This is a genomic window from Candidatus Cloacimonadaceae bacterium (genome assembly GCA_030693415.1).
Lineage (GTDB): Bacteria > Cloacimonadota > Cloacimonadia > Cloacimonadales > Cloacimonadaceae > JAUYAR01.
Genome location: JAUYAR010000114.1, coordinates 1 through 14,587 on the forward strand (window position 1 = coordinate 1; position 14,587 = coordinate 14,587).

The 14,587-nt window shown below is 48.3% G+C and carries 15 protein-coding genes; 2 read left to right on the forward strand and 13 right to left on the reverse strand.

Annotated elements, in window-relative coordinates; genetic code table 11:
• The coding region (locus Q8M98_07055; GenBank protein ID MDP3114519.1) for a hypothetical protein at positions 1–487 on the reverse strand (487 nt) is incomplete at its 3' end.
• A 3-nt stretch (positions 488–490) separates the two neighbouring features.
• Here Q8M98_07055 and Q8M98_07060 point away from each other — a divergent pair.
• Positions 491–1,705: a T9SS type A sorting domain-containing protein gene (locus Q8M98_07060; protein MDP3114520.1), complete on the forward strand. Its 1,215-nt coding sequence runs from the start codon at positions 491–493 to the stop codon at positions 1,703–1,705.
• Between the two features lie 195 nt (positions 1,706–1,900).
• On the opposite strand, the gene Q8M98_07065 is transcribed toward Q8M98_07060, so the two are convergent.
• From Q8M98_07065 to rimP, 12 genes are all read right to left on the reverse strand, one after another.
• On the reverse strand, positions 1,901–2,686 hold the full coding sequence (locus Q8M98_07065; protein MDP3114521.1) for an MBL fold metallo-hydrolase: 786 nt from the start codon (positions 2,684–2,686) through the stop codon (positions 1,901–1,903).
• Between the two features lie 3 nt (positions 2,687–2,689).
• Positions 2,690–3,637 carry an OB-fold nucleic acid binding domain-containing protein gene (locus Q8M98_07070; GenBank protein ID MDP3114522.1) on the reverse strand — a complete coding sequence of 316 codons (948 nt, stop codon included), beginning with the start codon at positions 3,635–3,637 and terminating at the stop codon, positions 2,690–2,692.
• A 5-nt stretch (positions 3,638–3,642) separates the two neighbouring features.
• Positions 3,643–5,553 (reverse strand): T9SS type A sorting domain-containing protein, encoded by a 1,911-nt coding sequence (locus Q8M98_07075; protein MDP3114523.1) that lies wholly within the window; start codon positions 5,551–5,553, stop codon positions 3,643–3,645.
• Positions 5,550–6,452: a bifunctional riboflavin kinase/FAD synthetase gene (locus Q8M98_07080; protein MDP3114524.1), complete on the reverse strand. Its 903-nt coding sequence runs from the start codon at positions 6,450–6,452 to the stop codon at positions 5,550–5,552. Before Q8M98_07080 ends, Q8M98_07075 begins: the two co-directional genes overlap by 4 nt.
• Positions 6,449–7,327 (reverse strand): tRNA pseudouridine(55) synthase TruB, encoded by an 879-nt coding sequence (truB, locus tag Q8M98_07085; protein ID MDP3114525.1) that lies wholly within the window; start codon positions 7,325–7,327, stop codon positions 6,449–6,451. Before truB ends, Q8M98_07080 begins: the two co-directional genes overlap by 4 nt.
• On the reverse strand, positions 7,299–8,309 hold the full coding sequence (locus Q8M98_07090) for a DHH family phosphoesterase (protein ID MDP3114526.1): 1,011 nt from the start codon (positions 8,307–8,309) through the stop codon (positions 7,299–7,301). The genes truB and Q8M98_07090 overlap by 29 nt, the downstream gene beginning before the upstream one ends.
• 81 nt (positions 8,310–8,390) lie before the next feature.
• Positions 8,391–8,858 (reverse strand): 30S ribosome-binding factor RbfA, encoded by a 468-nt coding sequence (rbfA, locus tag Q8M98_07095; protein MDP3114527.1) that lies wholly within the window; start codon positions 8,856–8,858, stop codon positions 8,391–8,393.
• Positions 8,855–11,479: a translation initiation factor IF-2 gene (infB, locus tag Q8M98_07100; GenBank protein ID MDP3114528.1), complete on the reverse strand. Its 2,625-nt coding sequence runs from the start codon at positions 11,477–11,479 to the stop codon at positions 8,855–8,857. Before infB ends, rbfA begins: the two co-directional genes overlap by 4 nt.
• Positions 11,480–11,491: 12 nt before the next feature.
• Complete coding sequence (locus tag Q8M98_07105) at positions 11,492–11,824, reverse strand: ribosomal L7Ae/L30e/S12e/Gadd45 family protein (GenBank protein ID MDP3114529.1); 333 nt, start codon at positions 11,822–11,824, stop codon at positions 11,492–11,494.
• The gene (locus Q8M98_07110; protein ID MDP3114530.1) at positions 11,821–12,048 is read right to left on the reverse strand and encodes a DUF448 domain-containing protein; all 228 of its coding nucleotides are present in this window, start codon (positions 12,046–12,048) and stop codon (positions 11,821–11,823) included. The genes Q8M98_07105 and Q8M98_07110 overlap by 4 nt, the downstream gene beginning before the upstream one ends.
• A gap of 50 nt (positions 12,049–12,098) precedes the next feature.
• A complete protein-coding gene (gene nusA, locus Q8M98_07115) occupies positions 12,099–13,334 on the reverse strand; it encodes a transcription termination factor NusA (protein MDP3114531.1) in 1,236 nt (411 codons plus the stop codon).
• A complete protein-coding gene (gene rimP / locus Q8M98_07120; protein ID MDP3114532.1) occupies positions 13,324–13,806 on the reverse strand; it encodes a ribosome maturation factor RimP in 483 nt (160 codons plus the stop codon). The genes nusA and rimP overlap by 11 nt, the downstream gene beginning before the upstream one ends.
• Before the next feature lie 570 nt (positions 13,807–14,376).
• Between rimP and Q8M98_07125 the strand changes: the two genes are divergently transcribed.
• Positions 14,377–14,587 (forward strand): hypothetical protein (locus Q8M98_07125; protein MDP3114533.1); only part of this gene is annotated, 211 nt, incomplete at its 3' end.

Below are 14,587 nucleotides of genomic sequence, written 5' to 3' on the forward strand. Positions count from 1 at the left end.
ATATTGTCCGGGCTTGCTTAACTACTGCGTTTCCGTCTATCTGACCCACATACTTGCAGAAAGTGGGATAAGACATTTTAATCGTGTGCTGAGCGGTGAATATCTGATACATTAAATTCAAAGGTAACAGCAGGTTCTGGAGAACAAACTTCTGAATCAGGTCAATATACTTTAGGGCATCTTTAAAACCTTCCCAAACTGCGCCATCGATAGCATAGCATACAACATATTTGTTAATTGCGATGTTGGAATATCCTTGGTAAGCAACGGCTACAAAGGGAAAATTGAGCGGTGCAGTTTCATCAATAATCAGACCGGGATTTCGTTGGGGGCGGCTACTCCATATATCAATGATTGTCTTTTTACCGGTAACGTGAGGGGAATACTGACTGAATTCTCGATTTTTTCGTTTGGTACCTGGTCCGGGATTAATTCTTCGATTTTTTATGGTGGAGACATTGGTATTGAAAGCCGGAGTTCTAACCAAAGAATGGTTAAAAACTACTTTAACCGGAATAAGACGGGTATTTTATGCCATGCCGGCTCAAACCATAATCTGAGCTATCGCGCCAACAATGTCCTGAATAATCGTGAAGCCAACATTTCTTTCTATGACACAGCTCCCTACAAATCAACCATACAATTGTATAAGGGGCATAACGATTTCTATCATTTACACGATAATACAACCGGTCTACGGGCAAATGATTTTGCCTTTGATCTGAACTACTACAATTATCAAATATCCGAGGATCCGACAATAGATGCAAGCGGGAACTGGTTTCAAGACGAGTTTGTGAGGATAAATCGACCCGAATACGAGAATTATGTCTATGTGGACTTGTTTAATCCCGCCCCCAATATGCCTACGTGCCCCGATGAAATTGAATACGAAAGGTTCTTTACGGCCCTGGATTATGAATCTCAAGGTTTAAATGATCAAGCCATCGAAATTTACAAGGCAATCCTGAATGAGCAATTGGAGGCGGAAAAGCGCTATTTTTCCAGCGCTGCAGACGGGATTTACCGCCTGGCATTTATGGTAACAAGTCCTTCCTGGAAGCCGGTTGCTTATCTCGACGCCAAAATCTTGCAGTATGCGATTGATGATCCGTATCTTAGCTCTTTGTTAAAAGAATACTTGGCAAAGACCTTCATTGTAACTAAAGACTACCAAAGCGCGGTTGATCTGATTCAACTGCGCATTGATAATCCGATCAGTGAGATTGATTCTCTGCGGGCTGTGTTGGATTTGGAAATTGTCCTGCAGCTTGCTGCGATGGAGGAGACGAAGAAACCAATCACAACGATTTATACACAGTATAATTATCCGGATATTCAGGTGTTTAATGCAAAACATGAAGAGCATTGGACATTGCTCTATGAGCTCATGGCTAAAAAAAGATTTCCTGAAATCCCAATACCACTGAAACCATTGATTACTTCGAACTATCCCAATCCTTTCAACCCATCTACCATGATAACCTTCAGCATTCCCAAAGCCGGAAAAGTGAATCTCTCCATTTATAACATAAGGGGACAGAAAGTAAGACAATTGATTGATTCTGACCTTGTTAGAGGACATCACAAAATTATCTGGGATGGCAAGGATAACAACAACCGTTTCGTTGGTTCCGGATTGTATTTCATTAGACTCGAAGCAGATAAAAAGGCCAATATCCGCAAGGTTATGCTGATGAAATAGGATCAAACGACTATCGGTGAAGGGGTTGCGTGTAAACAGCAGCCCCTTCTTCGTTCAATTCAGTTTCTATTTACCAGGGGTTCAAGTGAGAGTAACGATGCGGACTACTATTCAGGATTACTATGCTTGGCATTGAACACATAACAATCACGGGGCTGCATTATTTGCCTGCGTTGTAATGCACTGATACAGGGGTCAGATACTGAAAAGCGGGGTATTCTGATACTGGCTTGCCACAAAGAGTTTGGCATCGCTGCGGACGCTCGTCAGATAGTTCTGCATCGTTTCATAAGCGAGCGCGGGATCATTGTTGATTTCGCTGAGGTGCGCGAGGATGATGTGCTTGAGTTCATAATGCAGGACTTGGCTGACCACTCCCACCGCCTGGATGTTTGACAAGTGTCCCCGTGTGCTTTTAATCCGCTGTTTGAGCGGCCAATCGTATGGTCCTTCCATCAGCATGCGTTCGTCGTGATTGCTTTCGAGAACGAGAGAGCTGCAGTTTTTAAGTTTGGCGATGCAAAGCTGCGTCGGAAAGCCCAAATCCATCGCCACTCCAAGCTTGAGGTCGCTGCAGTCGTCTTTGCTGAAAGTGAAATTGCAACTGTCCGCAGCATCATGTGAAGAGGAAAAAGGGTGAACGACGATGTCTCCCACATAAAATGATTCACCGGTCTCGAAAAAGCAGGTCGGGACGCTCAGGCTGCCCAATTTGTGCGCGCAGTATTCATGAGTTTCCTCGTTTAGATAGATCGGCACTTTGAGCAGGCGGGAAAGGGCTCCGGCGCTTCTGGTATGATCCGAATGTTCGTGGCTGACGATGATCGCTTTGATCTCATGACGCGAAACACCCAAGGTTTCCATCGCTGCAAAGAGCTTCTTTGCCGAGACTCCGGCATCAAGCAGCAAGGCTGAGTTTTCTGTGCGAACGAGGACGCTGTTTCCCTTCGATCCGCTTACCAGCACGGAGGTTTGGAACATCTATCAGAACTTGGTCAATTTGTAATAGCGGTTGTTGATCTTGTCAAATTCCGTCCAGGACGCGTTTTCCGGTGCGGCTTCGATCAATTGAGCGACTCCGACGCTTTGAGCATCGAGGTTGTCGCAAAGATGCAGGACTGTGGCTTCCAGGGTCTGTGGCAAACGCACGGATGCTTTTTCATATTCGCCATGATGGGAGAGCACCAAATGTCTCAAATGGATGAGCAGTTCATCGGGGAAACCGAGAATCAACTTTGAATGATCGCAGAGCAATTGATCCGAGAGACTTAAATGCCCGATCAATCTGCCAATATCGGTGAAATCGATCGGAGGCTTGCCAGTGTATTCCATCACCTTGGCGACGTCGTGCAAAAGGGCTCCGCTGAGTAAAAGATCATAATTGACGGGATACATGGTAGAGACAAAATCGCAGAGCGAAGCCACGGAGATGGTGTGTTCGATCAAGCCGTGGATATAGTTGTGATGCCAGGACTTGGCAGCCGGCGCCATCAGATAGCGGGCAAAGAAATCCTTGTCCCCGAAGATCGAGCGCAGCAACTGATTCAGAAATGGGTTTTCAACCTTGTCCACGATGGCAAAGAAACGCTCCGCCAAGGTGTCCGGATCGATCTTGCTGCGGGTGAGGAAGTCCTCGAGGTTATATTCCGAGTGATCGGCAAAACGCAGCTTTGCGATAGTTAACTGTATCTGTCCCTTATAGTTCTGCACCGAGCCTTTAATCTTGAGGACGTCGCCTTCGGAGAAACCTTCCGCTTCCTTTTGCGCGTCCTTCCACACATAACCTATCGTGCTTCCGCTGCGATCCTGAAGTCTGAGCCTCAAAAACCAATCTTTCTTGCCTTCGCGCAAGTCTTTTTCCGCAACCAGATAGAAACCGACGATCTCCTGACCGACGATTTGTTGTAAATCCTGTATCTTGACGTTTTCCATGTTTATCACTTTATCATGCTAATTTTTCGGTTGATCTCCCGCTTGCCCCGGGCGTCGGAGTATTCGACGCGAATGAGATAGATTCCGGAGGTGGGAAAAAGGGATGAAGGTATGCTTTGCGATGCGCCCATCATCGGCTCGCCAAAGAGTTTTTGCCCGCGCAGGTTGTAAATGCTATAGGACAGATCGCGCAAAGTCTTGGCTTCATCGATCTGAATCGTCACGTTTCCGCAGTCCCGCATGGGATTGGGATAGATCTGCAGTGCAGGCGGAGAGATGTATTCATCCTCAACGGAAACGAGCGTGGCAAAATCCTCATAATCGGAAAAGAGGATGCTGCCCCCGCCATTGATCTGGAACCAGTAGTAGAGCCTGTAATCCGTTGCCAGAGCGCTGATGTCGATGTTTGCCAGTGAGATATTGTAGCTGCGTTCAAAGCTCTCATTATAGTTCAGAGTCGGGTTGATCACTTCAGCGTGGCTGACCCAACGCTCGAGTGTGAATCGGTTTGAGCCGCCGAGCTCGACCTTCTTGAACAAAGCCACAAAAAACCTGCCATTGGTCAACAGGTTGTAGTCCGTAGTCGTTGCAAAAAGATGAGTATCGGAGTTTGTGAGCGTAATTGTGGCGCTGATGTAATCCTCGCCGGAAGAAACAAGAAAGCTGCATTCTGAACCTGAGATGAATGTTCTCCCTTGAGCAGCAAGAGCCGCAAGCGATTGATACTGTGCTGGATAGGCAGTAGTATAACCAGTGATGCGCAGGGATCCGCTCAGCACAGTTCGAGGCAATGAATTGAAGCCATACCAGTGGTATCTTTGGGCGGCGGCGAGATTTGAGAAGTTATCTCCCAAAACGGGGAAATAGTTGATCACGTTCAAGGTCGGCAGATTGTATTGATCCTGCACAGCCAGGATTTGAGCGGCGTTGCTGGAACGCATGAAGTTCTCCGCCAAAAAGACCGGATAGCTGTGGGCAAAAGAGTTTTTATGCTTGATGATGGTGTTATTGAAAACGGGATCGGTGCTTGTTTGTGACAATTCGCTGTGGAGGGTGGCGCGGATTTTGATCTGCATCGGAGCACTGTGCAGCGTGAGGCGATGATCAAAATAGCCCGCGCTCTGCGAAGTGTAGGTGTAGAGGCTGCGGGCAGCGATCGTTTCCTGAATGTAAATCGTGTCCGAGATTGAATATTCCGCCAAGGGTGAGGTGATTAAAAGATCGATACGGGCGCTGCTAATGCTTTGATCCGAATGGTTGTAGATGCTGAAAGCGGGATAGACATCTTCACGAGGAGCGATATTGCCCGTAAAATCAAAATCCATCAGTTTCAGATCAGGCTCGCCGAGGACAAAATCCCCACTCAATCCAAAGAGCAGTTCGCAGTTGAATCCGGCATTGGCAAAGTTTTGGAAATAGGGATGTTGCACGTTGGAATTGAGATAATAGCTGCGAGTGCCGCTGCCGGCGGACGCGCTGACGTAGCGGTTGACAAAATTGGTGCTGTATGTGACAATCAGCCAGACGATTTCGGCTTGAATCACCCCGGGAAAATCGATCTGTAGATAGTTTTGCGTGACCGGTGCGGCTATAAGGACAAGTCTTTGACCCGGAAGCCCTGCTACTTCGTTGAAAAGCTCGACCCGCACAGAGTCCCCAATCTGTGGAAAATAGAGCAGCGCTTTGTCGATGGCAAATTCCACTTCGGGAATGGATGGATACTCAGCTCCAAAATCAAAACGCACCGCCCATTTGTCCGATCCGTAGAAACGGAAATCGTCGTTGCCGTTGTGATAGGCAAAGGTGTATTCACGAAGTTCTGAAGAAATCACCTGTTCTCCGCTGCCGGGAAAAACCACGATGGCGTTAAGCATGGTGCAAAACAGCAACAGGATCAGAAAAGCAGTCCGTTTCAAGATACTGCTCCGCCGATGATAGCGCGCGCCTTTTGCAGATCGTCGTGCATGACTTTGATCAAGCCGGCTTTGCCGTCGAACATTCTTTCCTCCCGGAGATACTTCAAGAGTTCAATTTCCATTCTTGCATCGTAAACATCGGCATCGAAATCAATTACAAAAGTTTCGATCTCTACGATGCCACTGTGTTTCACTGTGGGGCTTGTGCCGATATTTGTCAATCCAAAAAAAATCCCTGCTGCTAAATGCACCCGACTGAGATAGATACCGCACTTGGGGATCAACTGATGCGCGTCATCCAATACCAAATTTGCCGTGGGGAAACCCAGTTCGCGTCCAATGCCCAGCCCGCGGGATATCTTGCCAAATAAACGGTAGGGCTGGGTCAACAGCTCGTTTGCCGTCTCTATGTCTCCACTCAACAGCAGCTTGCGAATCATGGTGCTGCTAATCGGTTCGGTTCCGAACAGGCAGGGTTCGATGTATTCCAGCTCATAATCAAAGGCGCGGGCATGCTCAAGCAGAAAGCGGTAATCGCCTTCGCGATTGTGCCCAAAATGGGAATCGTAGCCCACAATGATCATCTGGGGATTGAACATGGGAATCAAGTATTCGAGCAAGAAGCTGTCCGCGCTGGTGTTGGCAAAATCCTCATCAAAGGGGATCACCTCGATCCTGTCAATGCCAAGCCCTTTCAGGATAGATCTTTTATAGTCGATCGGAGTCAAAAGCACCGGTTTGGCGTCCTTTTTCAATGTATATGCCGGCGGGACGTCGTAAGTGATCACAACGCTTTCCAGTCCCCGTTCCGCAGCAATCAATTCCATACGCTCCAAGAGTTTGCGATGTCCCAGGTGGACACCGTCGAAATTGCCGATGCTGATCACGCAGCGTTTCATGGTAGATTGATCCTTGGCTTGAGCAGATTATCCTTTCTGTCGCAAACGCTGCATAGGTTTGCACCAGAGTCGAAGATCATGATGGTGGCGCAGTCTTCTCCTTCGTTGGGGATGATCTTTCCCTGCATTAGTTTGATCAAACTTTCTTCGGTGAGAGTGAGGTGATCGCCTCTTTCAAACACGCGCTGCGCGGGATACAGACGGTCTCGCCAGTTGGTTTCGTCCAAGCTTTCCAAGGAAACGGCATCCTCTATTCTGATATCTCCGATGGCGGTTCTGCGCAGCTCAATAGTGTGCCCAACGCTGCCAAAACGCTCCGCCACCCATTCGCTCAGGCTGCGGATATAGGTGCCCTTGGACACTGTGCATGAATAGGAAATATATGGCAGTTCAATCTTGAGAAATTGAAACTTGCTGATCGTAGTGAGGCGAGCTGGCATTTCCGGTGCAATGCCTTGCCGGGCAAGCTTATAGGAACGGACTCCATCGATCTTGACTGCTGAATATGCAGGAACGGGAAGCTCTCTGATCGATAAAGCTTCCGCGCAGATGTTATGCGAATCTACTTCCGAAATCCCGATATCATTGGTTTCGATAACGCTGCCGGTTCTGTCTCCGCTGTCTGTTTTCGCTCCAAGTTTGATTTGTGCATTGTATTCTTTACTTTGGGCTTCGATGAATTGGCTCAGACGGGTGTAGGAACCCAAGGTGCAGACCAAGAGACCTGTAGCGAAGGGATCGAGTGTGCCACAGTGACCGATCCGGCGGAGCTTTGTGATTCTGCGCAAATGGCGAATCACATCGAAAGAAGTGATCCCCTCCGGTTTATCAATCAGGAGAAAACCTTTATCCGCAGTTGTTTGCGTAGTATTCATTCAAAGCTGAAACAAGTATTTTTTTGATCAGGGTCTTGACTTCGTCCAGACTGCCCTTGACTTGGCAACCGGCGGCGTTCTTGTGTCCACCACCGCCAAAGCTGACGGCGATCTTGTTCACATCGAGCTTGAGCGACCTCAAGCTGAGTTTGTAATGGTCGGTCTCTTCCTCGCGGAAATAGACGATGACGTCCAAGCCCTTCACTCCCTGCACCCAACGAGTGATATTCATCACCGCCTCGGAATCCAGATCATTGTGTTCCAACATCTTGATGCTTGAGTGCATATAGAGAATACGATCTTTATGATGAAGTTCGATCGTGGAAAGCACTTCGCCCACATAACGCATCTCGTATGCCGATTGATTGAGGAAATAATCCTTGTAGAGCGCGTGGGGAGCGATGCCGAGTGAATTGATCTCCCCCGCTATTCGAAACACGGACGAATTGACGTTGGCATTGGTAAAGTTGTTGGTATCGTTCAAGATAGTGGCATAAAGGCAGTTGCCGATATGGATTCGATCTTCGTCTTCAAGCCCTCTGATATCGCTCTCGAACAGATCAAAGAGGATTGCGCCCACCGAGACGTAGGACTGATCGATAAACGTGATCTCTACCGGAATTGTGCCATCCTCCTGTTCGTGATGATCGATGAGAACGGTCGTATTTGCCGCTTTGACCAAAGAATACCTCTCGCCCAAACGGTTTCTGCTGTTGCAATCCAACACGAAAAGCAGGTCAAACACCATTGACTGCCGATACTTCTCAATAGAGCAATCCTTCATCAGGAATGAAAAGCGATCAAGATTGCCTTCGTCGATCACGATCATGCTTTCAAACCCAAGCCTGGCGATCAGTCTCTGCAACGCAAGGGACGCGCAAAATCCGTCTCCGTCCGGATTGACGTGGGACATGATAGCGATTTTGAGCTCCGGTTTGAGCTGCGAAAGTATGGCATCTCTGAGATCTGCTATATTAATCATATCATCATAAAAAAAATCGTCTTTGCGGGACGATTTTTTTCCTTTTACATTGTGGTTTCGAGGGTGAGCGGGAAACGGGGATCAGTCCTCGTCGTCCTCGTCATAGTCATCATAATCGTCTTCGTCGGTATCAAAGTAGTCATCATCGTCCAAATAATCGTCGATGTCGATATCCGGATCGTAGTCCGAATCATCGTCATCGCCATACTCGTCCTTGATTTTGGCAAGCAAGTTATCGACTGTGGCGGCGCGATCCTCGGTTTCATCGTAAAAGAAGGACAGCTCGGGAATGGTTCTCATAATATTAGCTCCTGCGATTTGTTTTTTTAGAAAACCTGATGTTTTGATAAGGTGCTCTTTAATGATTTCATGGGGCTCCAGGTTATAGTAATGCGAAAAAAAGAGCTTGGCATAACGTAAGTCCTTGGAGATCACCACTTCGGTGATGCTCACCCAGGCAAGTTTGGGATCGCGCAGCTTTTGGCTGAGCGCGATGTTGAATATCTTTTTCAATTCTTCCTGGAGACGGGGTATTCGAAACGACTTCATTGCAGCTTTTTGGAAACCTCTTCGATGATATAGCACTCCAGCACGTCGCCTTCCTTGATGTCGCCAAAGTTCTTCAGCGAAAGACCGCATTCAGTGCCGGCGCGGGCTTCTTTGACGTCGTTGGCATAGTGTTTCAGGGATGAGAGAGCGTCCTCGGTGATGAGCACGTCGTTGCGGTAGAGGCGGACTTTGCAATTGCTGCGTATCACTCCGCGATCGACCTGGCAACCTGCTATCGTGCCGAGTTTCTTGATCTTAAAGACCTGTTTGATTGTGGCAGAACCGATAACAATATCGTTAAATTCCGGCTTGAGCATGCCTTCCAGGGAATTGCGTACATCTTCGATGGCGTCATAGATCACCTGATAGAGCTTGATCTCGACTCCTTCGTCTTCCGCAAGTTTTCTGGCTTGCTGGTTGGCGCGCACGTGGAAACCGATGATGATGGCATCGGAGGCAGAAGCGAGGGTCACATCCGCTTCGTTGATCCCGCCGACACTTTTATGGATGATATTGACCTGCACTTCGTCGTTTGAGATCTTCTGGAAGGAATCCGCCAAAGCTTCGGCAGATCCATCCGTATCCGTTTTCATGATAATATTGAGGTCATTGATTTGGTTTTCCTTGATGCGGGCAAAGATGTTTTGCAGCGAGGATTTGTTCTGATACTTCTCTCGCTCGAGACGAACCTGCTGACGCTCGGTGCTGATTCCTCTGGCGGTCTTTTCGGTATCTACCTGATTGAGGACGTCGCCTGCCTTGGGGGTCTGGGATAGTCCATAGACTCTTGCGACATCTGAGGGATAAAGCACTTTGATCTCGGTTCCGCGTTCGTTTTCCATTCTGCGGATACGTCCGTGGGTGGCGCCGCAGACCACAATGTCCCCGCGCTTGAGAGTTCCCACCCGCATCAGGACTGTGGCAACGGAACCCATGCGGGTATCCTTTTCGGATTCGATCACGACCGCTTCGCCCGGGACGTTCGTTTTTGCTTTGAGTTCCATCAATTCCGCAGTGAGCAGAATCACTTCGATCAGATTGAGGATGCCTTCTCCGGTGACGACGGAGGTCTTGCACCAGGGAACGTCACCGCCATATTGTTCGAGATACACGCCATAATCCAGAAGCTGAGCGATGACGCGGTCGATATTGGTTTCCGGGAGGTCTATCTTGTTGATGGCGATGATGATCTGTACTCCGGCTGCTTTGGCATGATCGATTGCTTCGCGGGTTTGGGGTTTCATGCCTTCTGTGCCGGCGACCACGATGACCGCTATATCCGTCACATTCGCTCCGCGGGCACGCATTGCGGTGAAAGCTTCGTGACCGGGGGTGTCTAAAAATGTTATTTTGTGTTTGTTGATTTCGATCTGATAGGCACCTATGTGTTGTGTGATGCCACCGGATTCTCCGGCTACGATATTGGTGCTGCGAATATAGTCCAGGATCGAAGTCTTGCCATGATCCACGTGTCCCATGATCGTGACTACTGGAGGGCGGGGCTCTTCTTCGACATCCAGATACTGCTCTTTTTCGCGATCGATGATATCTCCGCCATATTCATCTTCAAAGCGGAAATCCACTTTGAATTCGTCGCAGATCATTTCCAGGGAATCCTTGTCCATGCGCTGGTTCATAGTGACTAATTGACCCATCATAAAGAACTTTGAGATGATCTCCGCCGGCGAGACGTTCATGATCTTTGCCAGCTCGCTAACGGAAGTATATTCGCGGATCACAATCTGGTTGGATCCGCTATCGCTAACAAATTGGGCTTCGCGGTGATATTTCTTGCGCTTACCGGATTTTTGCATGGTCTTCTTGATGTTGCGGGAGATTTGAGCTTCGTCGATTTCGACCGGTTCGGCAACCTTTTGTTTGCTCTTCTTGGTGCTGGTGATGATCGCTTTTTTGTGTTTGCTCTTGTCGCCCAGTTCCTCGTGGCTCACTTTGGCTTTGCCAAATTTCTTTTCTTCAGCTTCTTTTGCCGGATCGACGGGAATGGGTATCGGTTTGGGAGCTTCCTGACCGGGCGCGGGTTTTCTGCGAAACTCATCAGGTTTCTTTCTGAGGTCTGGTCTGCCTCTATCCGTATGCGGGGCACCGGGTTTTGGCTGGCTTAGCCGATCGCGGTTGCCGTGTGATTCCGTATATGATCTTGGTTTTCGTGGATCTCTGGTCCCTGAGGAAGTCGTACTCTTGGCTTGGGTGTAAGGAACGATTATCCGGTTTGGAGGAGCGACCGGCATCGTTTTGGTAGGCAGGGGCTCGGGTTCCACTTTGGTTTCAGTGTGAGCAGCCGGCAAAATGGGCTCTTCGATGACCGTTTCCGGTTCGATGATCCGTTCGGGTTCGGATTGAACCGGTTGAATAGCCGGAGATGTCGTTATCGGCTTAGCCTTGGCTGCCTGGCGCTGCTCGATAAAGCGTTTTCTATCGCGCTCGGCACGCTTTTCCGCGTCCACCTGTTCGTTGTACTTCTGTCTGATCCGATTGGCAATTTCTTCTTCGATGAAACTCATGTGGCTTTTGGTGATCACACCAAGATCGATGAGGTGTTTTTTCAACGCCATCGTACTGATCCTGAGTTCCTTTGCCAATTCATGTACTCGTATCTGCAATTTCTCCTCCACTCATGGTTTTGCCGTCCAATATTCCATCATTTTGGCGGCAAATTGCTTATCACTGATGCCCAGGATTCCCGTCAACGGCAATCCAAGGGCGTTGCTGATCGATATCTGGTTCCCCATTTGGATGGAAGCCACGGGGAGCTTGTTTTCTTCAATCTCGCGCAATATCTTCTGGGTGCTTCGCGTAGCTGTGTCTTCGGCGATCACGATCAGATACAGCTTGTTACGATGCATCGCACGTATGCAGGCATCGGCTCCCGCCACCAGTTTTCCGGCTTTGCGGGCAAATTGCATCAGATTCAATATTTTTGTCTCGGCATCCGCTGGCGTGCTCATGCTTGATGTCCTTTGCGGGAAAACGTTTCGGCAAGCACGGTGTTGCTAAATCCAACGCGTTTGAGCCGGCGCTTTTTCCACTTTTCTAATCCCAGGATGCATTCCTTTTCGGGACACAGATACTGCTTTCTTGTCTGCAGACGGCGGTGCATATCAAAAACCACGCTATCTTTAAGGATAAAGAAATTGAGTAGCTGTTTATAGTCAACCTTTTTTTTGCACACCACACAAGTGCGTTGTGGAAGATGTCCCGCTTTGCTATTACGATTTGGCATCAGAAATATTTCGCCGCTTCCTTGAGCCGTTCGGCAGTGCGCAGACCGACTCCATCGAGGTTGCAAAGTTCTTCCACCGCGGCAGCAAAGATATCCTGCACTGAAGTGTATCCCGCATGGCGCAAAATCTCCGCGATTTTTGCGGATACACCGTCGAGTTCGGTGATATGACTGATGGTGCGGCGTTCTTTTGCCATTTTTTCATCATATTCGGCTTGGGTAAAGATGTCGATCTTCATACCGGTCAGTTTGGCGGCAAGTTTGACGTTTTTGCCCTGTTTTCCAATCGCGATGACCTTTTCGGTTTCATCGACAATCACGCTGGCGCTTTTGGCACGATCTACGATCACGCGCTTTACGTTAGCCACTCCGAGCGCGTTTTTGATCATACACTCAAGATTATCGCTGAAGACAACGATGTCGATCTGTTCGCCGTGCAATTCCTTGCGGATGCCATCGATGCGGGTTCCTTTGATACCAATGCAGGCAGAGACGGGATCGATTCTTGCGTCTGTGGTTTCCAGCTCGACCTTGGTGCGAACGCCTGGTTCACGAACGATCTTGCGGATTTTGATCACACCGGAATAGATCTCAGGGATCTCGGCTTCAAAGAGTTTCTTGACAAATTCGGGATTGGTGCGGGAAAGGATGATCGTCACGTTTGATTGATGCGTTCGAATATTGACTACATAAGCTTTGATGTTGTCTCCCACGCGGTAATATTCGTTTTCGATCTGTTCATCAGCCGGCAGCAAAGCATCCGTGTATCCGATATCGATACGGTACCCGCCAAAATCGTCGATAGACTTGATCCTGCCGGTCACGATCGTGTGTTTTTGTTTGTTAAAGTCGTTTTGGATCTTTTCTTCTTCCAGTCTGTGAATCCTATCCGCGATGATCTTTTGCGCGGTTTTCACCAGTTTAGGCTCAAAGTCGTGCAACGCCATGCTGCGTTCAATGTATTGATCCAATTGGGCATATCGGTCATAATCAGATTTGGCATCCTCAAGCGAGATCTCTCCCAAGCCCTCTTCCACTTCCACCACTTTGCATTTGAAGTTGGCTTTGATCGAGCCGGTGGCTTCGTCGATAAACACGTTCAGTTCGTTTTCAGGCTGGAGTTTTTTGCTCAGGGTGCCGGAGATCGCCTCCACGATGATCTCCTGGATCTGGTCCTTGTCCAGTTGTTTGCTGGCGGCAAGTTTGATGACCGCGTCCAAAATGTTAGCGCTCATTGTCTTTCTCCCTCGGAGTATCGGTTAAAAATACCGTTTTGGCTCGCAAAATCTGTTTGAATGTGATCTCCACCATCGTTCCCCGGTCGTCCAAAACGATCGTGTCCTGATTGACCTCAGCAAGCGTGCCAAGGGTGGAAAGTTTCTGCTCTCCGTCGTTCCACTGCACGGCTACTTTTTCGTTGATGGCGCTCACGTAATGACTCTTCAGTTTCAGGGGACGCTCGATCCCAGGGGACGACACTTCCAGATAATAACGATCCGGAATCAGGTCAAAGATCTCAAGTTCTTCTCCCAGAGCACGGCTAAATTGGGCGCATTCGTCCAACGTGATCCCACCGATCTTGGTGAGATACACAGTTATGATTCTGCCTTTGCCGGACATCTTTTCGTCGATGTCATACACTGCGACATTCATCCTCTGGCAAATCTTCTTGGCAATCTCTTCAATCTGTACTCGAAAAAAATCCATCTTTATGGGTCCCCTTAATTCACTCATTTTACATCAAAAAAAATAGCTAACTTCGTAGCTATCAAACACCGCTTTCGCGGATAAACTATATAAGTAGCTGGTGCTGCGTCTGCATCTATTCCAGTTGTGCCAGATTCTGGAAGGCAGGATATATGTCAAGATAAAATCGCGGATGGCGAAAAATCGCGCCTCTGTATCCCATCTTGATTATCACGCCTCGCATTGCCGAAAGACGGATCTTGGATGCCAGTTTGCCGGGATACGGAATTACTCAAATTAATTTCGCTTTCGCATTTCGCTCCAAATTTCGCTTCGCAGCATCGGCATGCTGCGCCACCCATTGGGAAGCCGAACTCCGATTCGGCTGTGGGGAAGCGGAATTCCCCACCCCAATTCCTCTCCCATTGTTTACAATTTTGTTTACAATTTGTTTTTCCACGGTGGCGGCAAGCCGCTCTATCACTTGACAGCGTTAATCAAGCCTTAATCAAGCGTTAATCAAGCGTAATAAAACTAACGCTTGATTAACGCTTGATTAAGGCTTGATTAACACTTTGGATGTAGCGCAGCATGCCGATGCTGCGGAAGCGAAATATTAAGCCAATATTAAGCCACTCATTAAGCCACTCATTAAGCCAAAATAAAGCCAATTTTAGAGCCAATATTGGAGCCAAAATAAAGCAAGTTGTAGCAAATTCAACACAAAATCCGGCAAAGAACCGGAGATCGAAAATAGGGGAAAATGACCTTCGAAACAGACTACTTCCAACCTATCGTAGCT